Origin of the sequence: Arthrobacter gandavensis (assembly GCF_015355785.1) — a bacterium.
Taxonomy (GTDB): Bacteria; Actinomycetota; Actinomycetes; order Actinomycetales; family Micrococcaceae; genus Arthrobacter_B; species Arthrobacter_B gandavensis_A.
Genome location: NZ_JADKYW010000006.1, coordinates 600345 through 622958 on the forward strand (window position 1 = coordinate 600345; position 22614 = coordinate 622958).

The window sequence follows — 22614 nt, forward strand, 5'->3', positions numbered from 1 at the left end:
CAGGCCGGGGTGTCAGGCCCTGCGCTGGTCTCCCGTGGTCCGGTAAACGTCATACACGCCGTCTATCCGGCGGACCGCGCTGAGGATGTGGCTAAGGTACTTGGGATCCCCCATCTCGAACACGAACTTGGACATCGCCACGCGGTCGCTGGAGGTGTTCACGCTGGCCGAGAGGATGTTCACGTGGTTCTCGGAAAGGACCCGGGTGACGTCGGAGAGCAGTGACTTCCGGTCCAGCGCCTCGACCTGGATTTCCACCAGGAAAACGGAGGACTGGGTAGGCGCCCAGTCAACGGCAACGATGCGGTCCGGCTGGTCCCTCAGATCCTGGACGTTCCGGCAGTCGGTGCGGTGCACCGAGACGCCCGAACCGCGGGTCACGAAGCCGATGATTGGATCCGGCGGTACCGGAGTGCAGCAGCGGGCCAGCTTCACCCATACGTCCCCGACACCGCGCACAGTGACGCCGGAGTCGGAGAACTTGGGCCGCTTCGCATTCGCGGAGGATACCGGCGTATCCGCGAGGTCCTCCTCGGCGCCCTGGTGCCCGCCCATGAGCGAGACCAGGTGCTCAATGACGTTCTGCGCGGAGGTGTGCCCGTCACCGACGGCCGCATACAGCGCAGAGATGTCCTGGTGGTGCAGTTCCTGGGCCACGGCGATCAGCGCGTCATGGGTCATCAGGCGCTGCAGCGGCAGGTTCTGCTTCCGCATGCCGCGGGTGAGCAGGTCCTTGCCCTTCTCGATCGCCTCTTCGCGGCGCTCCTTGGTGAACCACTGGCGGATCTTGTTCCGCGCGCGTGGACTCTTGACGAAGCCCTGCCAGTCCTGGCTGGGTCCGGCACCTTCGGCCTTGGAAGTGAAGATCTCCACCCAGTCGCCATGCTGGAGTTCGCTGTTCAGCGGCACCAGCTTGCCGTTGACGCGTGCGCCGATGGTCCGGTGGCCCACCTCAGTGTGCACGGCGTAGGCGAAGTCCACCGGAGTCGAGCCGGCGGGCAGCGCCATGACCTCGCCCTTGGGCGTGAACACGAACACCTCGCGGGCGTTGATCTCGAACCGCAGCGAATCCAGGAACTCGTCCGGATCAGAGGTCTCCTGCTGCCAGTCCACCAGCGACCGGAGCCAGCCCATGTCTGAGTTGTCCGGAGCTGGTGAACCGTTCTTGGCGCTGTCCTTGTACTTCCAATGCGCGGCCACGCCGTACTCGGCGCGGCGGTGCATGTCATGGGTGCGGATCTGGATTTCAACCGGCTTGCCGCCCGGACCGATCACCGTGGTGTGCAGCGACTGGTACATGTTGAACTTCGGCATGGCGATGTAGTCCTTGAACCGCCCGGGCAGGGGGTTCCAGCGCGCATGCAGGGCACCGAGGGTGGCGTAGCAATCACGGACCGAGTCCACGAGCACGCGCACGCCCATAAGGTCATGGATGTCGTCGAAGTCTTTGCCCCGCACGATCATTTTCTGGTAAATCGAGTAGTAGTGCTTGGGGCGGCCGGTGATCGTGGCCTTGATCTTGACGCTGTGCAGGTCCTCGGCGATCTGGCTGCGCACCGTGGAAAGGTACTTCTCCCGCTCCGGGGTCCGGTCCCCCACCATGCGGACAATCTCGTCATAGACCTTCGGGTGCAGGGCCGCAAAGGAGAGGTCCTCGAGTTCCCACTTGATGGTGTTCATGCCCAGCCGGTGGGCCAGCGGGGCGAAGATTTCAAGCGTCTCCCGGGCCTTCCGTGCGGAGGACTCAGGCGAGACGAAGCGCCAGGTGCGGGCATTGTGCAGGCGGTCAGCCAGCTTGATGACCAGCACGCGGATGTCCTTGGCCATGGCCACAACCATCTTGCGCACGGTCTCCGACTGGGCTGCATCACCGAAGGTCACCTTGTCCAGCTTGGTGACGCCGTCCACCAGCATGGCCACTTCCGGACCGAACTCGCTGCGAAGCTCATCCAGCGAGTAGGCAGTGTCCTCCACCGTGTCATGCAGCAGCGCGGCCGCAAGGGTGGTTCCGGTCATACCTAGTTCAGCGAGGATGGTTGCGACGGCCACCGGATGGGTGATGTACGGATCACCGCTCTTGCGCTTCTGGCCGTCGTGGCAGCGCTCGGCAACGAGGTAGGCGCGCTGGATCAGGTCCAGGTCCTCGCGCGGATTGTTGGCGCGGACAGTGCGCAGCAGCGGCTCGAGCATCGGTGAATACGATGTTCCGCGGCCGGCCAGGCGGGCCAGCCGGGCGCGGGTGCCGTGCCTGCGTACCGGAGCGGGTTTAGGCGCAGGCTTCGGGGCAGGCGGAACCACCTGCTCCGGACCAGGCCTCACCTGGACTGCGGCAGGCGTCTTTCCACCGGACCCCTTGTCCGGGGAGTTCACCCTTTCCGGGAGAGAGTTCTCTTCCCGGTCTTCTCCTGCGCTTTCGGCAGGCGTCGCGCTCTCGGCCAACTGCTGCCCTTTCTTTCCAGATACCTGCCCAGTCTATGCCCCCGGGCTGCCCCGCTTACACCACCGGTTCCGTTCTTCCCCCTCGGGGAGTAACGGAACCGGTGGCGGGAAAGCAGTCTGGGATTTACGTCGTCGAAGCTGCTGCCGGGGCGGCAGGCGCCTCGTGCCCGCGCCGCTCGGTGACACGCTTGGTGTGCTTGACGATTTCCGGTTCGCGGCGGCGCAGCCAGGCATACAGCGGAGCAGCGACGAACAGAGTGCCCAGGGTGCCCAGGATGATGCCGATGAACAGCGCCAGGGACAGGTCCTTCAGGGTGCCGGCGCCCAGCAGGTAGGCACCGATGAACAGCACCGATGCGACGGGCAGCACGGCCACCACGGAGGTGTTGATCGAGCGGACCAGTGTCTGGTTCACCGCAAGGTTCACCTGTTCCGTAAACGTCCGCTTGGTCTGTTTCTCCAAGTTCGCCGTGTTTTCCCGGATCTTGTCGAAGACCACCACCGTGTCATAGAGCGAGTAGCTCAGCACGGTCAGGAAGCCGATGATTGCCGACGGCGTCACCTCGAACCCGCTGAGCGCGTACAGGCCGGCCGTGACGGTCATGACCACCAGCAGGCCGGTGATTGCCGCGAGGGACATTTTCCAGGTCCTGAAGTACAGCGCCATGAGCAGGGCCGCGAGGGCAACGAACACCACAAGGCCAATCAGGGCCTGGCGGCTGACGTCATTGCCCCAGGTGGGGCCGATGAAGGTGGACGTCACCTGGTCCTCGTTGACCCCGTAGCCCTCGGCCAGGGCCGTCTTCACGTCCAGCGTCTGGTCGTCGCTGAGCTCTTCGGTCTGGATCCGCATAGTGCCAGGGGAAATGTTGGTCACGCGCGGGTCGGAACTGGAAACGACGTCGCTGACGGCCTCTTCACCCACGGAAACCTGAGTGTCCTCCACACCCGAAACGGTGAATTCGGAGCCCCCGCGGAAATCGATGCCGAGGTTGAACCCGCCTTTAACGACCGGGATCAGGATGGAGAGCAGGACCGCAGCCGCGGCAACCATGAACCAGAGGCGGTAGCGGCCCACGAAGTTGTAGGACCGCTTGCCGGTGTAGAGCTCATTGCCGAACCTGGCGAACGCGGGAAGCTTACCCATCAGTTGCCCTCCTTCTCCGCGTCGCGGCCGGAGCCTGCCATTGAATCCTGTTTGTCCGCTGCCGTGTCCGGCTTCGCGGATTTGTCCTTGCTGCCGCTGCCATTGCCGGCAGCTGCCCGGCGCTCGGCGATCGTCATCCGGCGTTCGGCCTCACGGGCCGCACCCTTGTTCTTGGCCTGCGAAGCCCCTGCAGGCTTCCCGGCCGGAGCTTCGGACTCTGCGGCGGCGTCGTCAGCGTCAGCCGCTGCGGGTTCACGCAGGCGTCCGGCACCGCGGTAGACGGGAACGGCACCCAGCCGGGTGGCATCCAGTCCGGACCATTTGTGGCCCTTGCCGAAGAACTTGGTCCTGGCCAGCAGGACCATCACCGGGTGCGTGAACAGGAAGACCACCAGGAGGTCTGCAATAGCGGTCAGGCCCAGGGTGAAGGCGAAGCCGCGGACGTTGCCAACGGCTACGAAGTAAAGCACGACGGCGGCCAGCAGGTTCACTGCCTTGGAGGCCAGGACGGTGCGCTTGGCACGCTTCCAGCCGTTGTCCACGGCAGAGACGAGTCCCCTGCCGTCACGGAGCTCGTCGCGTATTCGTTCAAAGTAGACAATGAAGGAGTCGGCCGTGAGGCCGATGGCCACAATCAGGCCCGCAACACCTGCCAGCGAGAGCCGGTAGTTGTGCGACCAGCCGAGGATCGCGATTGCCAGATAGGTCAGCACACCGGCAACGACCAGCGAGGTGATGGTCACGAAGCCAAGGGCCCGGTACTGGAAGAGCGAGTAAACGGCCACCAGGATCAGGCCAATGACGCCGGCAATCAGGCCCATGCGCAGCTGGTCGGCGCCGAGCGTGGCGGAGACCTGCTGCTCGCTCTGGATGTCGAAGCTGATCGGCAGGGCGCCGTACTTCAGCTGCTCGGACAGCGCCTTGGCGGTCTCCTGCGTGAACTGGCCGGTGATCTGGGCGTTGCCGTCGGTGATCAGGACGTTCATGGACGGAGCGGAAATAACCTGTCCGTCCAGCACGATGGCGAACTGGTTCTGCGGGGATCCGTCGCCGAAGCCAAGCAGCCGCTCGGAGACCGCGCGGAACTTCTCGGTTCCCTCGGCGTTGAAGTCCAGGTTCACTGCCCATTCATTCAGGGACTGGCCCTGCCCGCCCTGCGCCATGCCGAAGCTGGCGTCCTGGAGCATTGACCCGGGGACCTCCACCGGACCAAGAATGTACTTTCCGGCAGTTCCGGGCTCACAGGCCACCATTGGCTGGTCCGCGGGAGCGGGCTCGACCGATGCTTCCAGAGCTGCCGGATCGAGGCAGTTCGTGGACTCGAACTCCTTGTAGAGCTCCGGCGTCACCCAGTTCATGTCCGAACCGTTCTGGGGTTCCGCCGAGGGCTGCGGCAGCGCCTCATCCGGCGTCGGAGTCTCAGCGGCGGGCGCCTGGCCCGGACCGCCCATGATGACGGAGCGGAACTCCATGGCAGCCGAAGCCTGGATCAGCGCCCGGGTCTCTGCGGTTGGCGTGCCCGGAAGCGAAACAACGACGTTCCGGCCGGACTGCGTGGTGATCTCCGCTTCGGAGACACCGCTGCCGTCCACACGCTGGCGGATGATCTCCACAGCCTGGTTCAGCTGTTCCTGGCTGATCTGGGAGTCGCCGCCCTGCACCTTGGGAGCAAGGATCATCTGGGTGCCGCCCTCAAGGTCAAGGGCGAGCTTGGGGGTCCAGCTGGCATTGCTCCACATGGAGCCGCCGCCGAGCAAAAGGGGCAGGGCAGCAAAAAGGACGCCCAACCAAATGAGCGTCTTTTTCGCTGCCGGGCCGGAGCCGGTACGAGGCATAGGGGTTTTCCTTTAGGGCGTGATCGCCGGAGACCGATGGATCCGGCGGACCTGTGTCAGGCGTGCTGCGTGCAGGTCCTCGGAGAGTCTAGTTGTCTTTGTTGTTCTCACGGTCGAGGCGCTTAAGCGTTTCGTCCGGGGTCTCGTCCTGTGGTGCTTCGGCAGCCGCTTCACGGGGACGGTCATCCGTGCCGGGCACGTTGCCGGTGAGGGAAGAAGCGTCATCGGGAACGACGGCGTCCCGGGGCTCGGCTTCCTCGGGCTGCGTGGTGACAACCTTGGTCAGCGCCTGCAGGTGGATGGTGGCGGTGTTTCCGGGAGAAAGCTCAAGGACGGCCTTGTTCTCTTCCTGGTCGACGGAGACGATAGTGCCGAAGAGACCGAACTGGGTCATGACCTCAGTGCCGGGAACCATCTGGGTGCGCTGCTCCTGGACGGTCTTCTGGGTCTTCTTCTGCTTCCGGAACATCATAAAGATGAACAGGCCTAGCAGGATCGGCAGCAGGAGGCTGGAGAACGAAAAACCGCCCTGAGCTCCCGTATCGGTGGTCTGGGCCAAGACATTCAAGAACACGAAGGGTTCCGTTTCTGTTGCGGATGTATGCGGTATGCCGGGATCAGCGCACCGGCGGAGCGGACGTCAAAACAGTCTAAGGGGAAAACGGTCCGCCGGCCGCTTAAGTTTCCCGCATAGTTTATTGTGCAGGCATTCGGCGTCGATTGCATCCCGGGGCGGGAGCCCCTCAGGGCGCCTGGGGGTCCGCTGTTTCGGCCCCGCCGGGCCCTGTGTAGAGCGATTCGGGGATGAGCTGCGCCGCGGCGTCGGGCATCTGCAGTCCCAGGTGTTCCCAGGCTGCGCGTGTTGCGATGCGGCCCCTGGGCGTGCGGCCAAGGAGGCCCTCGCGGACCAGATAGGGTTCAGCGACCGTCTCCACGGTCTCCGGTTCTTCGCCGACGGCGATCGCCAGGGTGGAAAGTCCCACGGGTCCCCCGCCGAACTTGGAGACCAGCGCGTGCAGCACGGCACGGTCCAACCGGTCCAGGCCTCGCTCGTCCACTTCATACATATCGAGCGCAGCTCCGGCGGAGCGGGCGTCGATCTGGTCGATTCCGTGGACCAGCGCCCAGTCACGGACCCGCCGCAGCAGGCGGTTGGCAATACGCGGCGTCCCGCGGGAGCGTCCCGCAACCTCGGCAAAACCGGCGGAGTTCACCTTCATGTCCATCAGCATGGCGGAGCGGCGGAGTACCAGTTCGAGTTCGGCGGTGGAGTAGAACTCAAGGTGGCCGGTGAAGCCGAAGCGGTCCCGGAGCGGTCCCGGCAGCAGTCCGGCACGGGTAGTCGCCCCCACCAGGGTGAAGGGCGGCAGGTCCAGCGGAATGGCCGTGGCACCGGCGCCCTTGCCCACCACAATGTCTACGCGGAAGTCTTCCATGGCCATGTAGAGCATTTCCTCGGCCGGGCGGGACATACGGTGGATTTCGTCCAGGAACAGCACCTCCCCCTCGGTCAGGGAGGAGAGGATGGCCGCCAGGTCGCCGGCGTGCTGGATTGCCGGGCCGGAGCTGATCCGCAGCGGGGCGTTCATTTCAGCGGCGATGATCATGGACAGCGTGGTCTTGCCCAGGCCCGGAGGGCCGGAGAGCAGCACGTGGTCTGCGCTGCGCCCGCGCAGCCGCGACGCTTCCAGGACCAGCGAGAGCTGTTCCCGGACCCGCTTCTGGCCCACGAAGTCATCGAGGTTCTTCGGACGCAGCGCAGCTTCGATCGCTTTGTCGTCCGGATCAGGCGCCGCTGCTGTCAGCGTTTCCGGGGCAGCCACGCTAGCCAGCCCGCTGCGGAGACCGGGCGCGGGCGCCGTCCTGGCCGAGGCGGCGCAGGGTCAGGCGCAGGATTTCGGCCACGTTGCCCGCCGCGGCGGCGTCGGGATGCTCTGCCGCCGTGGCTTCGACGGCGGCCGTGGCGTCCTTCTCCGACCAGCCCAGGCCCGTCATTGCGGAAAGCACCTGGTCATTCCACGCCGGAACGCCGGCCGGAGCAGCCTCGGTGCCCAGCGGCACCAGCTTGTCCGCCAGTTCGAGGACAATCCGCCGTGCTCCCTTGGGGCCGATTCCCGGAACCTTGCTGAACGCCTTGTCATCTCCGGCGGAAGCGGCGATCCGCACTGCTTCGGGTGTGTGGACTGCCAGCACGGCGAGGGCGATGCGCGGGCCGACGCCGCTGACGCCCAGCAGGGTCTCAAAGACCTCACGCTCCCCCGGCTCGGCGAATCCAAACAGGGTCATCGAATCCTCACGGACAATAAGTGCCGTGTGCAGCAGCGCTTCGGCGCCGGTCCGCAGCGACATCAGGGTCTGCGGAGTTGCCTGCACGGCCATGCCGACGCCGTTGACGTCAAGAACGGCGGAGGCAGTGCCGACGTAGGTTACGACGCCGCGTAGGGAGGCAATCATGGGCAAACTCCGTGCTGTGATCCGGGAACAAAATAGAACATATCTACGAACAGCCTACTGTCCCGGCCCGGATTTGCCGGAACTTCAGCGGTGCGCGCGTTTCGCCCTGGCTTCCGCTTCGGCCCACAGGCGCTGCGCCGGCGTGAGGCCGGACGCAGCCGGCCCGCCGCCTGCCGACGCCGATCCCTGGGTCGCTGCCTGTTCCGGGCCCAGCGCCCCGCGCCGCCAGGCGTGGGCAATGGCCAGTGCGAGAGCATCGGCGGCGTCGGCGGGGCGCGGCATCTCCGTAAGCCGAAGGATCTTGGTGACCATCCGGCCCACCGCTTCCTTGTTGGCCGACCCCGAACCGGTCACCGCGGCCTTGACCTCGGTGGGGGTATGCAGGGCAACCGGAATCCCGCGGCGGGCGGCGGCGGCGATGACGACGCCGGAGGCCTGGGCAGTACCCATCACGGTGCTGACATTGAGCTGGCTGAAGACCCGCTCCACGGCCAGGACATCCGGAGTGTGCGTATCAAGCCACAGCTCTATCGCCTCTGAAATGGCCAACAGCCGGGCGTCGAGGGCAGTGCCGGCCTCCGTGCCGGCAACCCCCACGGCCACCATGGTGGCGCGGCGGTTGCCTTCGACGTCGACTACGCCCAGTCCGCAGCGGGTCAGTCCCGGGTCAACGCCCAGGACCCGGAGAGGCACGCGGTGCTCAGTCTTCTTCGAGCTGCGCGAAGACGTCCGCGGAGATGTCTGCGTTTGAGTACACGTTCTGGACGTCGTCCAGTTCTTCCAGCGCGTCCACGAGCTTCATAAACTTCCGGGCGGCGTCTGCTTCCAGGTCCACCAGCATGGAGGAAACGAACTCAACTTCGTCGGTCTCGTACTCGATGCCGGCTTCCTCGAGCGCGGCGACTACGGCACGCAGGTCCGAGGGGTCGCAGTGGATCTCGAAGTTGTCGCCGGACTCCTTGACCTCGTCGGCACCGGCGTCGAGCACTGCCATCAGCAGGTCATCCTCGGTGAGGTCCTTCCGGGGCAGGGAGATAACGCCCTTGCGGGTGAACATGTAGGAAACCGAGCCGGGGTCCGCCACCGAACCGCCGTTGCGGGTGATGGCCAGGCGGACTTCGGATGCCGCACGGTTCTTGTTGTCCGTGAGGCATTCGATCAGCACGGCGGAGCCCTGGGGTCCGCGGGCCTCGTACATGATTTCGGTGTAGTCGACGACTTCGCCGGTCAGGCCGGCGCCGCGCTTAATGGCGCGGTCAATGTTGTCATTGGGAACAGAGGTCTTCTTGGCCTTCTGCACGGCGAGCTCAAGCCCGGGGTTGCCGGCCATGTCCGCACCGCCGGCGCGCGCCGCGACTTCGATGTTCTTGATCAGCTTGGCAAAGGACTTGGCGCGCTTGGCATCAATTGCGGCCTTCTTGTGCTTGGTGGTTGCCCATTTCGAGTGGCCCGACATGCTTTACGCGTCTCCTCTGATCATCTGGATAAATAGTTCGTGGATACGGCGCTCCCCCGTTACTTCCGGATGGAACGAGGTGGCCAGCAGTTTTCCCGAACGCACTGCGACAATTCTAGCGACTGAATCAGCCGCGGCACTTTCAGCGCCCGCTGCGGCGTCTTCGGCCGGGACCTGCGCGAGGACCTGCACGGAGGAGCCTACCTTCTCCACCCACGGTGCCCGGATAAAGACGGCGTGCACATTTCCTGCCGTCACCGCAGGGTCCTGGCTGGGCAGGGACTGCAGCCCGGCAAACGGGAGGCTGATTTCAAATGACTCACGCTGCCGGCCAAAAGCGTTGCGGCGCACCACTATGTCCAGGCCGCCGAGGGTCTGCTGGGGCTCGCCGGCGGCATCCAATGCCGGGTCGGTGATCCGTTCCGCCAGCAGGATCATGCCGGCGCAGGAGCCGTAGACCGGAAAGCCCGCAGCGATTCTGGCCCGCAGCGGTTCGGCGATTCCGTAAAGGCGCATCAGCTTGTCGATGGTGGTGGACTCCCCGCCGGGAAGCACCAGCCCGTCCAGTGCGTCCAGCTCGGATGCGCGGCGGACCAGCGTTGTGCGTGCTCCCGCGGCTTCAAGTGCGTGGACGTGCTCGCGGACTCCGCCCTGAAGGGCCAGCACTCCAACCAGCGGTGATGCGGCGTCCCGCGGGGTGATTTCAGTCATTGGATCATTCTAGGTTGCCCGCGGCTTCCCGGACCGGTTCGTGACGGTGGGATATATTCGGTATCCATGAGTTCTTTCTCCATTCTGGTCGGCAAACTGGTCCGCGGCGCCTCGCGGCTGCGTGGCGGAGGGTCTGCCCTCCCCGGCCTCGTGGTGGAGAAGATCGACCCGGATTTCATCCGCCGGACGCTCTCCACGCTGCCCCTTGGCGTCGCCGTCGTTTCCGGTACCAACGGCAAGACCACCACCACCAAGATGGTTGTGGAGCTGCTGGAGGGCCAGGGCCTGAAAGTCTTCACCAACCGGACCGGCAGCAACTTCACCCGCGGCGTGGCCGCAGCGCTGCTTGGCGAAGTGGACCTCCGCGGCCGCCTGGACGCGGACATCGCCGTCCTGGAGCTGGACGAGGCGCACGCGGTGCACTTCGTGAAGCTCATCCAGCCGCGCTACGCGCTGCTGCTGAACGTCCTGCGGGACCAGCTGGACCGCTTCGGGGAGATCGACAAGACCACCCGGCTGCTGGAGCAGATCGCCAGGACCACCACCGACACCGTGGTCCTGAACCGCGAGGATCCGCGCGTGGCGTCAATCGCCGCATCCCTGTCCGGCCCGAAGGTCGCCTACTTTGGCCTGGACGCCTCGCTGCGCAGCACCTTCCCGAACGACGACGAGATGCGCGGCTCACGCTCCGAAGCGATCGCCGCTGCCCAGCCCGCCGACGTCGTCCTGACCCGGGTCGCCGAAACGGAGGCTGACTTCCTGGTTGACGGCACACCCACCACCACGGGGCTGAAGCTCCGCGGCGTCTACAACATCTTCAACGCGGCCGCCGCGCTGACCTTTGCCCGGCAGATCCTGGGCGCCAAGGCGAACCGGACGGCGCTGTTCGAGTCGCTGTCCAACGTTGAACCGGCCTTCGGCCGCGGCGAATCCTTGACCGTGAACGGCGCACCGCTGGAACTGGTGCTGGTGAAGAACCCCTCCGGGTTCCGCCTGGGCCTGAAGTCCTTCGCGGCACACGGTTACGCAACCATGATCGCCATCAATGACAACTACGCCGACGGCCGGGACATGTCCTGGCTCTGGGACGTGGACTTCGAAACGCTCTCCGGCGGCGTGGACATGGTCACCGGTGTGCGCGCCTATGACATGGCCCTGCGCCTGAAGTACGACGACGTTCCAGTGCGCGACGTCCTTCCGGACATCCCCGACGCGCTGGCAAAGTTCATTGCCGGTTCCGGCACGCAGCCGATGCGTATTTTCTGCACCTACACCGCCATGCTTGCCGTGCGGCGCGAACTCTCCAAGATCACGAAGGTTGAGGTGGTCTCATGAGCCGGGACATCCACATTGTCCAGCTGTACCCCCGGGACATGAACATCTACGGCGACTGGGGCAACGTCCTGGTGCTCAAGCAGCGCCTGAAGTGGCAGGGCTACAACCCCGTGGTCACCGAATACAACCCGGGGGACGAGTTCCCTTCCGACGCGGACCTGATTGTGGGCGGAGGCGGGCAGGACAGCGGCCAGGTGGTGATCCAGCAGGACCTGCAGGCCCTGGCGCCTTCGCTGCGCGCCATGGCGGACGACGGCCTGCCTATGCTGGTCATCTGCGGGCTCTACCAGCTCTTTGGCCGGTTCTTCAAAACGCACGACGGCGTCCTCATCCCCGGCATCGGCGTCCTGGACATTGAGACCCACGGCGGACCGGACCGGCTGATCGGCAATGTGCTCTCCGTCAGCGAAGAGTTCGGCGAGATCCACGGCTACGAGAACCACAGCGGCCAGACCTTCCTCGGTCCGGACGCGAAGCCCCTGGCGCTGGTGCGCAAGGGTGAGGGCAACAATTCCAAGGACGACACCGAGGGCGCACGGTACAAGAACGTGCTGGCCAGCTACCTGCACGGTTCCCTGCTTCCCAAGAACCCGGCCATTGCGGACTTCCTGATCGAACAGGCTGTCACGCGGCGCTATGGTTCCTTCGTCCCGGTTCCCGCGGCCGACGCGGACCTTGCCGAGCTTGCCCGCCTCTCCGAGCTGGCCCGCTCCCACGCGGCCAACCGTCCCCGGTAGTTCGTCGCGGGTTTCCCGCCGGCGCTGCCCGCTTCGCCGCAGCTGGGACTTGGGCGCGCGGAATCCCGTGCCGTGCCCGGTCAGCTGCCCGCAATTCCCAGCCGCACCCACCCGCTCCCCGCAATTCCCAGCCGCCGTTAGCCGTGTGCCAGACGTGTCCTCATCCGGCGCAGTCCGACCCGACCACTGGGAATCCGGGGAAAGTCTGTATCCGGATTCCCAGCCGTCGTTACCCCTGTGCCGGATGTGACCCCGCCCGGCGCGCCGATCACGAGCACAGGGAACCCGGGGAAAGCCTGTATCCGGATTCCCAGCCGCCTTTACCCCCGTGCCTGGTGTGGCCCTGCCAGCGCACTTCGTCCCGAGCAAGGGGAACCCCGGAATTTACTTACCGCGTCTGTGCCCTTCGGCGCTCGGATTCCCAGCCGCCGTTAGCCGTGTGCCAGGTGTGACCCCACCAGGCACATTTCCTACCGAGCACAGGGAACCCGGGGAAGTCTGTATCCGGATTCCCAGCCGCCGTTACCCCTGTGCCTCGTGTGACCCCATCCGGCGCACCGATCACGAGCACTGGGAACCCCGGAATGTACATCTCGGGCCTGCGTGCCTCGGCGTCCGGATTCCCAGCCGCCGTTACCCCTGAGCAAGATGTGACCCCACCCGGCGCACTTCGCCCCGACCACTGGGAATCCGGGGAAAGCCTGTATCCGGATTCCCTGCCGCCGTCAGCCGTGTGCCTCGTGTGACCCAATCCGGCGCACCGATCACGAGCACAGGGAACCCGGGGAAAGCCTGTACCCGGATTCCCAGCCGCCGTCACCTCCGTGCCGGATGTGACCCCACCCGGCACACCCGCCACCAGTACTGGGATTCTGCGCACATGGAACCGCAAGGTGAACCCTGCCGACCGACGGACGGGCCGGGTTAGGCGGCTTTAATACTCCAAAGCGAGCCCTGCGAGCGAAGGAGTTTCGTTGCCGCCGTTCCGGCCCGCCCGGCGGACGGACAACCCATAGGGCCAACGGACAGCTACCGAACAACCCGGTACCGCAGATGCACCCCGTCCCCGAACGCGGCCTCCTCAATCAGTTCCAGGTTCACCCTTTGGCCCAGCCCGCCGAACAGGGAAATCCCCTTTCCCAGAAGAATCGGCACCACGTGCAGCTGAATCTCGTCCACTACTCCCAGCTGCAGGCACTGGCGGGAGATCCGGCCTCCGAGCAGGCTCACGGTCTTGTCCCCGGCCCTGGCCTTGGCGGTTTCGACGGCCCCGGCAATGTCATCGACTACGAAGGTATAGGTCACGCCGTCCTTCACCACGGGCTCTGCTGCGGAATGCGTCATGAGGTAGACGGGCACTCCGGGCAGGCCGCCGTACGGCTCCTCCCCGTCCTCAACGGTACGGGCCCGATTGGCACCGCCGACGACGGCACCCACCTCACCGACCACACGGTTCACCAGAGCGGTGTCCTCCTCCGTGGCCGCGACGTCGAACATCCAGTCAACACCGCCTTCCGGATCTGCCATATATCCGTCCAGTGTCACCGTTGCATGTATCAGAACCTTGGCCATCGCAAACTCCCTGAACAATGCCGGACCACCGGCGGACACCGGTTTGGTGGCCGTTTTACAGCCCGGCCAGGCTCAGCGTCCAGCCCTTAGGCGACCGCGCCTGACACGAGTGAGCAATGAGGCATCGCCCGGCCCCGCCGGACGGGCCGGGTTAGGCGCCCGGCCCCGGCGGACGGGCCGGGTTAGCCGGACGGGCACGGCCCCGGCGGACGGGCCGGGTTAGGCGCCCGGCCCCGGCGGACGGGCCGGGTTAGCCGGACGGGCACGGCCCCGGCGGACGGGCCGGGTTAGGCGGCTTTAATACTCCGCAGCGAGCCCTGCGAGCGAAGGAGTTTCGTTGCCGCCGTTCCGGCCCGCCCGCCGGCGGCATCCAGCACCGGCCCGCCCGCCGATGGCATCCAGCACCGGCCCGCCCGCCGGCGGCCAGCGAAGAGGGCCCCTACAGGACAAGGACTCAGCGCGACGAAACATCCTCAGAAACCAGCCACTCGTGCGCCCCGGCCTGCCGGGCCCCCATGGACTCCACCACGGAAACCGTCCGCTGCCGCACCTCGGCCTGCTGCGCCTCGGGCGCGCACGCCCCCTGCGGCAGGTCCGCGGCAACCGAACACCACCGGTATGGATCACGCACAATGACCGACGGCGCCCAGGCGAGGTCGCTGACCCGCCACTTCGCGCCGTCGTTCTCCTGCGCAAACTGTGCCCGCACAATCAGTCCCTCGTTGTTGACCGCGTACCAGGGCGAAAGCTCGGTGACCGCGTTGCCGAGGCCGTAGACGATCCAGGTGCCGTTGTAGTTCTCGATCGGCAGCACTGAGTGCGTGTGGTGTCCGTAGACCAGGTCAAACTGGCCGCTGTCCGCCAGGGCGTGGGTGGTTTCGACCTGCTGGGCGTTGGGCATCGAGGCGTATTCATCGCCTGCATGGACTGCGCCGATCACAATGTCCGCTCCCTGGGCCCGGGCCGCCTGTGCCCGCGCAATCAGATCTTCGGCGTCGAGCATGTCCACCTGCCAGGGGTACTCCGCCTCGAGTCCGTTCAACCCGTAGGTCGCCTCGATGACGCCGATCCGCGCCCCCGAAGTGTCCAGAATCATCGGGATTTCGGATTCCGCCTCGGTGGCGTAGGAACCGGTGTGCTCCAGGCCCAGCGAGTCCAGCACGCCGAGGGTGCGGTTGAGGCCCTCGGTGCCGGCGTCGACGGTGTGGTTGCTTGCGGTGGTGCAGGCCTGGTAGCCGACGGCGGCGGCAGCAGTAAGGATCTGCGGCGGCACGTTGAACATCGGGTAGCCCGCGTAGGGTCCGCCCGCCTCGGCGACCGGGGTTTCCATGTGGCAGACGGCAAGGTCAGATGCGGAGATGTAGGGCCGCATTCCCTCCAGCAGGGGCTCAAAGTCCAGCGGCTGCTTTCCGGAGGTCCCGGCGTCTGCGCGGGCCTGGTCCCAGAGCTGGGGATGCACCAGCAGGTCTCCCGCCAGCATCACCGAGGTGCAGCGGAGGCCGGAGCATTCCGGGCCCGCGCCCGGAGTCACCGTGGGTTTGGGGGTTGGTTCCGCGGCGGGAGAGGACGACGCCGTCTCCGCGGCGGGAGCCGGCCCCTCCTCCGCAGCGGTGCAGCCGCCAAGCCCCAGCACCGATGCCAGCGCCAGCACTTCCAGCAGCTTTCCTGTCCGGAAAGCGGCTGGGCGGTCTTCGTTCATTCTTCCCCCGAATGTTTTGTCCTTATGCCCTGCACGGCCCGATGCGGCCGAGGATGAGCATACGCGGCCCGTCGGCTGGTTGCGCAGGCAACGCTGTGAAAGTGTTTGTTTCCATGAGCAACGCCCTACTTTCACCAAGTACCCTGCCGTACGGCCTCCCCAATTTCGCGGACATCACCACCGCCGATCTTCTTCCGGCCTTCAGCTCCGGGATGGAGGAACAGCAGGAGGAGATCCGTGCCATCACCTCCAATCCGGAACCCGCAGGCTTCGACAACACGATCGCGGCGCTGGAGCGCTCCGGCCAGACGCTGGCCCGGGCGGTATCCGTCTTCTCCAACGCCGTGATGTCCCATGCAACGGAGGAGGTCCAGGCCCTGGAGCAGCAGGTCAGTCCCCTGCTTTCAGCCCACCAGGACACCATCTACCAGGATTCGGCACTGTTCGAGCGGGTAAACGCCGTGCCGGCTGACGGTCTGGAGGAAGAGTCTGCCCGCGTGCTTGCGGAGTACCGCCGCCTGTTCATTCGCGCCGGTGCAGCGCTCGACGACGCCGGCAAGGCACGGATGCGGGAACTGAACACCCGCCTCTCCGAGCTGGGCACCACCTACTCCCAGCGGCTGCTCGCGGACACGAACGATTCGGCGCTGGTGCTGGACGATGCGGCGGAACTTGACGGACTCTCACCCGACGACGTCGCGGCTGCCGCCGCGGCTGCGGAGGCTGCGGGTTCCACGGGAAAGTACCTGCTCACCCTTGTGCTGCCGACGCCTCAGCCGGCCTTGGCGAAGCTGAAGAACCGGGACGTCCGGAGGCGGCTCTTTGAAGCCTCCGTTCACCGGGGATTCCGCGGCAACGCCAACTCCACCCTGGAGATTGCAGCCGAAACGGCCGCGCTGCGCGCTGAGCGGGCCGCGCTGCTGGGCTACGAAAATCACGCCGCCTATGCCGTGGAGGACCAGACGGCGCCCACCACTGCAGCAGTGGAAGACATGCTCTCCCAGCTGGTCCAGCCTGCGGTCCGCAACGCCGGGGCCGAAGCCACCAAGCTGCGTGCTGCCGCCGCCCGCGACGGGATCGAGGACTTCCAGCCCTGGGACTGGGCGTACTACTCCGAGCAGGTCCGGCGCGAGGAGTACGCCGTGGACCTGGAAGCCCTGCGTCCCTGGTTCGAACTCGAACGGGTCCTGCACGACGGCGTCTTCTTCGCCGCCAACCGGCTCTACGGCATCACCTTCACGGAGCGAACGGATCTCACCGGCTACCACCCGGACGTCCGGGTCTGGGAAGTCCGGAATGAAGACGGAACGGGACTGGGCCTGTTCCTGGGCGACTACTTCACCCGGGACACCAAGAGCGGCGGCGCCTGGATGAACGAACTGGTTTCCCAGTCCCGGCTGCTGGGCCACCAGCCGGTGGTGGTCAACAACCTGAACATCTCCAGGCCCGCAGCGGGCGAACCTGCCCTGCTGACCTTTGACGAAGTTGTCACCGCCTTCCACGAATTCGGCCACGCCCTCCACGGTCTGTTCTCCGACGTCGGGTTCCCGCGGTTTGCCGGAACGGCTGTTCCCCGCGACTTCGTGGAGTACCCGTCCCAGGTGAACGAGATGTGGATGCTCACAGATGAGGTTGCCGCCAACTTCGCCCGGCACTACCAGACCGGGGAACCGCTTCCGGCGGGCCTGCTGGAGAAGATCCGCGCCGCCTCCCTGTGGGGCGAAGGTTTCCGGACCACCGAATACCTCGGTGCCACGCTGCTGGACTGGGCCTGGCATGTGCTTTCGCCCGGCCACGAGCCGGTTTCCGACCCGGAAGCCTTTGAGCAGAAAGCGCTCCTGGACGCGGGGATTGATCCCGCCCTGGTTCCGCCGCGCTACCGCACCGGCAACTTCAAACACATCTTCCCGGGAGGCTACTCCGCCGGGTACTACTCCTACATCTGGAGTGAAGTTCTCGACGCCGACACGGTGCAGTGGTTTACCGAGAACGGCGGACTGAACCGCGCCAACGGGGATGCGTTCCGGGGCAAGCTGCTGTCGAAGGGCTACTCCCGGGATCCGCTGCAGTCCTTCCGCGACCTGCGGGGCCGGGACGCCCGTCTCGCTCCCCTGCTGGAACGCCGGGGCCTGTCCTGAAAACAATGCCCACCATTGCCTCGTGCCAGCGGCTGCAGCACACCTGGTTCTCCGCCCTTGCGTCGTCGACCGGCGGACGTTCCTTCGGCACGCACGAGTCGCGGTGGGTATGGCTGCCGGCACGCCGCCAATTGCTGCTGATGTTCCCGGAGGAGATTTCGCCGTCGGGAATCCGGCCCGGGCTGGCCGAGGGGTCCCGGCTGGGAGCCTCCTCGGTCACCGCCTGGCTGGGCGGTTCAGTGGACAGCACGCCGCTGGAAACCTTCGGTTTCCGCCGCGGCCCGCAGACCTGCTGGATGACCGCGCCCGTGCGCGCACCCCAGGCCTGGTCCGCCGACGGCGCTGCGGTTGAACCCCAGCCGCAGGAGGTATCCGGGGCAGACGCCGAGGAATTGCGGGTGGCGGATTCGCAGCCCAGGCAGGCCTGGCATATCGCCGCCCGGGATTCAGCGCGTATGACCGGGCGGACCTACGCGTTCTATCCCACCGGCGTTGCGGGCCTTTCCAAAACCGCGGGGATCTTTTCCCTGGCGGTGGGCGCGTCCAGCCGGCGGCGGGGCTTTGGAACCGCACTGCTCAGTGCCGCGGCAGCGGCGGCCGAGGCTGCCGGCGCCGAGCATCTGGTGGTGAACGCAACCGCCGCCGGCCAGGACCTCTGTGCGGCCCGGGGCTTCTCGCTGGTGGGGCGCGGACGAACGTACTCAATGGCCCTCGGCTAGGAAAAACAAAAACGCACCGGCACCGGGAGTTACCCGGTGCCGGTGCGTTTTAAGGCTGGGTCTTACCAGCCGCGCTCGGCGAGGCGGTGCGGCTGCGGGATCTCGTCCACATTGATGCCGACCATGGCTTCGCCGAGACCGCGCGAGGCCTTGGCGATCTCATCCGGGTCATCGTGGAAGGTGGTGGCCTTGACGATCGCGGCTGCACGCTGGGCCGGGTTGCCCGACTTGAAGATGCCGGATCCGACGAACACGCCGTCGGCGCCGAGCTGCATCATCATCGCGGCATCAGCCGGGGTGGCAATGCCGCCGGCAGTGAACAGGACAACGGGAAGCTTGCCCGCGGAAGCAACTTCCTTGACCAGCTCGTACGGCGCCTGCAGTTCCTTCGCAGCGACGTAGAGCTCGTCTTCGGGAAGCGAGGAAAGCCGCGCAATCTCGGTGCGGATCTGGCGCATGTGCATGGTGGCGTTGGACACGTCACCGGTTCCCGCTTCACCCTTGGACCGGATCATGGCCGCGCCCTCGTTGATGCGGCGGAGCGCTTCGCCCAGGTTCGTGGCACCGCAGACGAAGGGAACGGTGAACTTCCACTTGTCGATGTGGTTGGCGTAGTCGGCGGGGGTCAGGACCTCGGACTCGTCGATGTAGTCCACGCCCAGGGACTGCAGCACCTGCGCTTCGACGAAGTGGCCGATGCGTGCCTTGGCCATGACCGGGATGGAGACGGCCTCGATGATGCTGTCGATCATGTCCGGATCGCTCATTCGGGAGACACCGCCCTGCGCGCGGATGTCTGCCGGGACCCGTTCCAGGGCCATTACGGCGACGGCGCCGGCATCTTCGGCAATCCGGGCCTGTTCGGCAGTGACGACGTCCATGATGACGCCGCCCTTGAGCATCTCAGCCATGCCGCGCTTGACGCGGCTGCCGCCGGTTGAGGCGGACGGCTGGGACGGTGTTTCTGTAGGCATGACAAAGCTCTCTGGTAGTACGGCCGGAAAGCCAATAATAAGCCCGCGTACCGCTTTCAGGGTGCCTTCGCTACGTATCTTTACCCATGTCCTGGTCAAGGTCACCGCTGACAACGCCGGCTGCGGACTGCCGGCGCACCGTGCCCATGCGCTGGGCGATGGTGACGCAGCTGGCCAGGCACAGTGCCGCCAGGACCACCAGCAGCACAGCGTCGGGGACCCCGAGGCCCACCAGGCCGGTGGCGGTGAGGAGGAAGACCAGGCGCTCGGCCCGTTCGGCCAGCCCCACATTGGCGTCAAAGCCGAGCGACTCGGCCTTGGCCCGGATGTAGGAGACCAGCATGCCCAGGACCAGGCAGATGACGGCTGCGACGCCAATCGCGTCGTTGCCGCCGCCGGTAAAGAACCAGATGCTTACCCCGGCGAACAGGGCGCCGTCGGCAAACCGGTCCAGCGTGGAGTCAAGGAAGGCGCCCCATTTGCCCTTGCGCTCCTGCTGGCGTGCCATGATCCCGTCAACGACGTCGGAGAACACAAAGAGCACAATGAAGATTGTGCCCCAGAAGAGCTGGCCCAGCGGATAGAACACCAGGCCGCCGACCATCACGCCGAGGGTTCCAATAACCGTGACGGCATCCGGTGAGACCCGGCGCCGGATCAGCCAGGAGGCAAGGGGGGTAAACAGTGCGGTAAAGAAACCGCGGGCATATTTGTTCAGCACGTTCTAAGCCTCGTCGTTTCCGGCGGCAGCGGACGGGCCGCCGGAAGAAGTTTCGCCGGCAGAGGCAGGCCAGGCATCGGCAACAAGCTGCCGCACTTCGCCCAGGGTCTGCGTGATGGCCTTGGTGTGGGCAATGATGGGCAGGAAGTTTCCGTCGCCGCTCCAGCGCGGCACAATGTGCTGGTGCAGGTGCGCGGCAATGCCGGCACCGCCCGCGGCTCCCTGGTTCATTCCCAGGTTGAAGCCGGCAGGCGCTGAAACCTTCCGCAGCACGCGCATGGCGGTCTGGGTCAGGGCGGCGATTTCCGCCGTTTCATCTGCATCGACGTCGGTGTAGTCCGGTACGTGCCGGTAGGGGCACACCAGCAGGTGTCCGGCGTTGTACGGGAACAGGTTCAGGATCACGAAGGCGTGCCTGCCGCGGTGGACTATCAGCGCCTCCTCATCCGTGTGGGACGGCGCGGTGCAGAACGGGCAGTTGTCCTTGGAAGAGACCTGGTCCTGCCCGCCCTTGATGTAGGCAAGACGGTGGGGAGTCCAGAGGCGCTGGAAGGCGTCCGGCACTCCGGCGAGTTCGAAGTTGTCCGTCACATCGCCGTCGTGCGGGTACTGTTCCTGGCTTTCCATCTGGACTCCCCCGTTCCGCTACTTGTCCCGGTTCCGGACCGCTTCGACGATCCGCTTCACGGCTTCCTCCACCGGCACGCCGTTGTCCTGGCTGCCGTCGCGGAAGCGGAAGGAGACTGCGCCGGCTTCGGCGTCCTCACCGCCGGCGATCAGGACGAAGGGAACCTTCTCCTTCGAGGCGGTGCGGATCTTCTTCGGGAAGCGGTCCGTTCCGGCGTCTACCTCGGCGCGGATGCCTGCGGCCTTGAGCTTGTCCACGACGTCGTACATGTAGTCGTTGAATGCCTCGGCAACGGGGATGCCCACTACCTGGACCGGAGCCAGCCAGGCCGGGAACGCGCCGGCATAGTGCTCGGTCAGCACGGCCATGAACCGCTCAACCGAGCCGAACAGGGCGCGGTGGATCATGACCGGGCGCTGGCGGGTGCCGTCCGCTGCCTGGTATTCGAGTTCGAAGCGCTCGGGCAGGTTGAAGTCCAGCTGGATGGTGGACATCTGCCAGGTGCGGCCAATGGCGTCGCGGGCCTGCACGGAGATCTTCGGGCCGTAGAAGGCTGCTCCCCCGGGATCCGGGACCAGGTCCAGGCCGGAGGCTTCGGCGACCTCGGCCAGGGTGCGGGTGGCCTCTTCCCAGACCTCGTCGGAGCCGACGTACTTCTCCGGGTCCTTGGTGGAGAGCTCCAGGTAGAAGTCGTCCAGGCCGTAGTCCTTGAGCAGGTCCAGCACGAAGTTCAGGGTCTTGGTCAGCTCGTCCTTCATCTGCTCGCGGGTGCAGTAGATGTGGGCGTCGTCCTGGGTCATGCCGCGCACGCGCGTCAGGCCGTGGATGACGCCGGACTTCTCGTAGCGGTACACCGAACCGAATTCGAAAAGCCGCAGCGGCAGTTCCCGGTAGGAGCGTCCGCGGGAGCGGAAGACCAGGTTGTGCATGGGGCAGTTCATCGGCTTCAGGTAGTAGTCCTGGCCGGGCTTGGTGACCTCTCCGGTCTCCGGGTCGGTGACTTCGTCAACGTGCATGGGAGGGAACATGCCGTCCCGGTACCAGTCCAGATGGCCGGAAACCTCATACAGGTGGCCCTTGGTGATGTGCGGGGTATAGACGAACTCATAGCCGGCCTCGGTGTGGCGCTGGCGTGAGTAGTCCTCCATGGCCTTGCGGATGATGCCGCCCTTGGGGTGGAACACCGGCAGGCCGGAACCGAGCTCATCCGGGAAGGAGAACAGGTCCAGTTCGGTGCCGAGCTTGCGGTGGTCGCGGCGCTCCGCCTCGGCCAGGCGTTCCTGGTAGGCCTTCAGGTCATCCTTGGTGGGCCAGGCCGTGCCGTAGATGCGCTGCAGCTGCTGGTTTGCCTGGTTGCCCAGCCAGTAGGCGGCGGCGGAGCGGGTGAGCGCGAAGGCGTTGGAGATCAGCTTGGTGTTGGGCAGGTGCGGGCCGCGGCACAGGTCGCACCAAACGGTATCCCCGGACTTGCGGTCTACGTTGTCGTAGATGGTGATTTCCCCGGCACCAACCTCAATGTTCGCGCCTTCGCCGGCCTCCTCGGCGCCGTCCTTCTTGCCGAGCAGTTCGAGCTTGTACGGCTCGTTGGCCATCGCTTCGCGGGCCTCTTCCTCGGTGACCACCCGGCGCACAAACTTCTGGTTCGAGTTGACGATCTTCTGCATCATCTTCTCGAGGGTCTTCAGGTCCTCCGGCGTGAAGGGCTCGGCGACGTCGAAGTCGAAGTAAAAACCGTCCTTGATGTACGGGCCGATGCCCAGCTTGGCGTCGGGGCGCAGCTGCTGCACGGCCTGGGCCATCACGTGGGCGGTGGAGTGGCGCAGGACGTTGAGGCCGTCTTCTGAATCGACGGTTACCGCTTCGATGCCCTGCCCCGGAGCCAGCGGGGTGTCGAGGTCCTTCAGGACTCCGTCGACACGCATGACCACGACTTCGCGGCGCTCAAAAAAGAGCTGAGCACCGGTGGTGCCAGTATCCACCGTGGTCTCTTCGCCGTCGACGATGAGGGTGAACTGTTCCGGCACTGACACGTTGTCTCCTTGATTCGTT

General features: G+C 65.9%; 19 protein-coding genes. 4 read left to right on the forward strand and 15 right to left on the reverse strand.

What is annotated here, in order from left to right:
* Window positions 1–12 precede the first annotated feature (12 nt).
* The 9 genes from ITX31_RS14575 to pdxT all read right to left on the reverse strand — a co-directional run bounded on the left by ITX31_RS14575 (window position 13) and on the right by pdxT (window position 10042).
* Window positions 13–2439 carry a RelA/SpoT family protein gene (locus ITX31_RS14575; protein WP_194784098.1) on the reverse strand — a complete coding sequence of 809 codons (2427 nt, stop codon included), beginning with the start codon at window positions 2437–2439 and terminating at the stop codon, window positions 13–15.
* Between the two features lie 124 nt (window positions 2440–2563).
* Window positions 2564–3586 (reverse strand): protein translocase subunit SecF, encoded by a 1023-nt coding sequence (secF, locus tag ITX31_RS14580; protein WP_194784099.1) that lies wholly within the window; start codon window positions 3584–3586, stop codon window positions 2564–2566.
* A complete protein-coding gene (gene secD, locus ITX31_RS14585) occupies window positions 3586–5421 on the reverse strand; it encodes a protein translocase subunit SecD (RefSeq protein WP_194784100.1) in 1836 nt (611 codons plus the stop codon). The genes secF and secD overlap by 1 nt, the downstream gene beginning before the upstream one ends.
* Before the next feature lie 88 nt (window positions 5422–5509).
* Window positions 5510–5989, reverse strand: coding sequence for a preprotein translocase subunit YajC (gene yajC, locus ITX31_RS14590; protein WP_228529464.1), 480 nt, complete (start codon window positions 5987–5989; stop codon window positions 5510–5512).
* A gap of 175 nt (window positions 5990–6164) precedes the next feature.
* Entirely contained in the window at window positions 6165–7244 is a 1080-nt protein-coding gene (ruvB, locus tag ITX31_RS14595; RefSeq protein ID WP_323745701.1) for a Holliday junction branch migration DNA helicase RuvB, read from the reverse strand.
* Between the two features lies 1 nt (window position 7245).
* The gene (gene ruvA, locus ITX31_RS14600) at window positions 7246–7875 is read right to left on the reverse strand and encodes a Holliday junction branch migration protein RuvA (RefSeq protein WP_194784101.1); all 630 of its coding nucleotides are present in this window, start codon (window positions 7873–7875) and stop codon (window positions 7246–7248) included.
* A gap of 84 nt (window positions 7876–7959) precedes the next feature.
* Window positions 7960–8568 carry a crossover junction endodeoxyribonuclease RuvC gene (gene ruvC, locus ITX31_RS14605; RefSeq protein WP_194784102.1) on the reverse strand — a complete coding sequence of 203 codons (609 nt, stop codon included), beginning with the start codon at window positions 8566–8568 and terminating at the stop codon, window positions 7960–7962.
* Between the two features lie 7 nt (window positions 8569–8575).
* Window positions 8576–9331: a YebC/PmpR family DNA-binding transcriptional regulator gene (locus ITX31_RS14610; protein WP_194784103.1), complete on the reverse strand. Its 756-nt coding sequence runs from the start codon at window positions 9329–9331 to the stop codon at window positions 8576–8578.
* A gap of 3 nt (window positions 9332–9334) precedes the next feature.
* A complete protein-coding gene (pdxT, locus tag ITX31_RS14615; protein WP_194784104.1) occupies window positions 9335–10042 on the reverse strand; it encodes a pyridoxal 5'-phosphate synthase glutaminase subunit PdxT in 708 nt (235 codons plus the stop codon).
* 66 nt (window positions 10043–10108) lie between these two features.
* Between pdxT and ITX31_RS14620 the strand changes: the two genes are divergently transcribed.
* Both ITX31_RS14620 and ITX31_RS14625 read left to right on the forward strand, forming a co-directional pair.
* Window positions 10109–11377 (forward strand): Mur ligase family protein, encoded by a 1269-nt coding sequence (locus ITX31_RS14620; protein WP_194784105.1) that lies wholly within the window; start codon window positions 10109–10111, stop codon window positions 11375–11377.
* Window positions 11374–12114 carry a type 1 glutamine amidotransferase gene (locus ITX31_RS14625; protein ID WP_194784106.1) on the forward strand — a complete coding sequence of 247 codons (741 nt, stop codon included), beginning with the start codon at window positions 11374–11376 and terminating at the stop codon, window positions 12112–12114. The genes ITX31_RS14620 and ITX31_RS14625 overlap by 4 nt, the downstream gene beginning before the upstream one ends.
* A gap of 1029 nt (window positions 12115–13143) precedes the next feature.
* Here the strand turns inward: ITX31_RS14625 and ITX31_RS14630 are convergent.
* Both ITX31_RS14630 and ITX31_RS14635 read right to left on the reverse strand, forming a co-directional pair.
* Window positions 13144–13686: a dihydrofolate reductase family protein gene (locus tag ITX31_RS14630; protein ID WP_194784107.1), complete on the reverse strand. Its 543-nt coding sequence runs from the start codon at window positions 13684–13686 to the stop codon at window positions 13144–13146.
* A gap of 454 nt (window positions 13687–14140) precedes the next feature.
* Window positions 14141–15385, reverse strand: a complete 1245-nt coding sequence (locus tag ITX31_RS14635; RefSeq protein ID WP_194784108.1) for a CapA family protein — start codon at window positions 15383–15385, stop codon at window positions 14141–14143.
* Window positions 15386–15498: 113 nt separating this feature from the next.
* Here ITX31_RS14635 and ITX31_RS14640 point away from each other — a divergent pair, with 113 nt between their 5' ends.
* A complete protein-coding gene (locus ITX31_RS14640) occupies window positions 15499–17523 on the forward strand; it encodes a M3 family metallopeptidase (RefSeq protein ID WP_194784109.1) in 2025 nt (674 codons plus the stop codon).
* 5 nt (window positions 17524–17528) lie between these two features.
* On the forward strand, window positions 17529–18242 hold the full coding sequence (locus ITX31_RS14645; protein ID WP_194784110.1) for a GNAT family N-acetyltransferase: 714 nt from the start codon (window positions 17529–17531) through the stop codon (window positions 18240–18242).
* Between the two features lie 62 nt (window positions 18243–18304).
* Here ITX31_RS14645 and pdxS read toward each other — a convergent pair whose 3' ends face one another.
* The 4 genes from pdxS to thrS all read right to left on the reverse strand — a co-directional run bounded on the left by pdxS (window position 18305) and on the right by thrS (window position 22595).
* Window positions 18305–19216 carry a pyridoxal 5'-phosphate synthase lyase subunit PdxS gene (gene pdxS / locus ITX31_RS14650; protein WP_194784111.1) on the reverse strand — a complete coding sequence of 304 codons (912 nt, stop codon included), beginning with the start codon at window positions 19214–19216 and terminating at the stop codon, window positions 18305–18307.
* A gap of 70 nt (window positions 19217–19286) precedes the next feature.
* On the reverse strand, window positions 19287–19937 hold the full coding sequence (gene pgsA / locus ITX31_RS14655; protein WP_194784112.1) for a phosphatidylinositol phosphate synthase: 651 nt from the start codon (window positions 19935–19937) through the stop codon (window positions 19287–19289).
* Between the two features lie 3 nt (window positions 19938–19940).
* Window positions 19941–20564, reverse strand: coding sequence for an HIT family protein (locus ITX31_RS14660; RefSeq protein WP_194784113.1), 624 nt, complete (start codon window positions 20562–20564; stop codon window positions 19941–19943).
* Between the two features lie 18 nt (window positions 20565–20582).
* Window positions 20583–22595 carry a threonine--tRNA ligase gene (gene thrS / locus ITX31_RS14665; RefSeq protein WP_194784114.1) on the reverse strand — a complete coding sequence of 671 codons (2013 nt, stop codon included), beginning with the start codon at window positions 22593–22595 and terminating at the stop codon, window positions 20583–20585.
* Window positions 22596–22614 lie beyond the last annotated feature (19 nt).

Excerpts from the sequence above, each read along its gene's own strand:
- secF (WP_194784099.1), bottom strand. The coding sequence starts at position 3,586 with ATGGGTAAGCTTCCCGCGTTCGCCAGGTTCGGCAATGAGCTCTACACC.
- secD (WP_194784100.1), bottom strand. The coding sequence starts at position 5,421 with ATGCCTCGTACCGGCTCCGGCCCGGCAGCGAAAAAGACGCTCATTTGG.
- ruvA (WP_194784101.1), bottom strand. The coding sequence starts at position 7,875 with ATGATTGCCTCCCTACGCGGCGTCGTAACCTACGTCGGCACTGCCTCC.
- ITX31_RS14610 (WP_194784103.1), bottom strand. The coding sequence starts at position 9,331 with ATGTCGGGCCACTCGAAATGGGCAACCACCAAGCACAAGAAGGCCGCA.
- pdxT (WP_194784104.1), bottom strand. The coding sequence starts at position 10,042 with ATGACTGAAATCACCCCGCGGGACGCCGCATCACCGCTGGTTGGAGTG.
- ITX31_RS14620 (WP_194784105.1), top strand. The coding sequence starts at position 10,109 with ATGAGTTCTTTCTCCATTCTGGTCGGCAAACTGGTCCGCGGCGCCTCG.
- ITX31_RS14625 (WP_194784106.1), top strand. The coding sequence starts at position 11,374 with ATGAGCCGGGACATCCACATTGTCCAGCTGTACCCCCGGGACATGAAC.
- ITX31_RS14630 (WP_194784107.1), bottom strand. The coding sequence starts at position 13,686 with ATGGCCAAGGTTCTGATACATGCAACGGTGACACTGGACGGATATATG.
- ITX31_RS14635 (WP_194784108.1), bottom strand. The coding sequence starts at position 15,385 with ATGAACGAAGACCGCCCAGCCGCTTTCCGGACAGGAAAGCTGCTGGAA.
- ITX31_RS14640 (WP_194784109.1), top strand. The coding sequence starts at position 15,499 with ATGAGCAACGCCCTACTTTCACCAAGTACCCTGCCGTACGGCCTCCCC.
- ITX31_RS14645 (WP_194784110.1), top strand. The coding sequence starts at position 17,529 with ATGCCCACCATTGCCTCGTGCCAGCGGCTGCAGCACACCTGGTTCTCC.
- pdxS (WP_194784111.1), bottom strand. The coding sequence starts at position 19,216 with ATGCCTACAGAAACACCGTCCCAGCCGTCCGCCTCAACCGGCGGCAGC.
- ITX31_RS14660 (WP_194784113.1), bottom strand. The coding sequence starts at position 20,564 with ATGGAAAGCCAGGAACAGTACCCGCACGACGGCGATGTGACGGACAAC.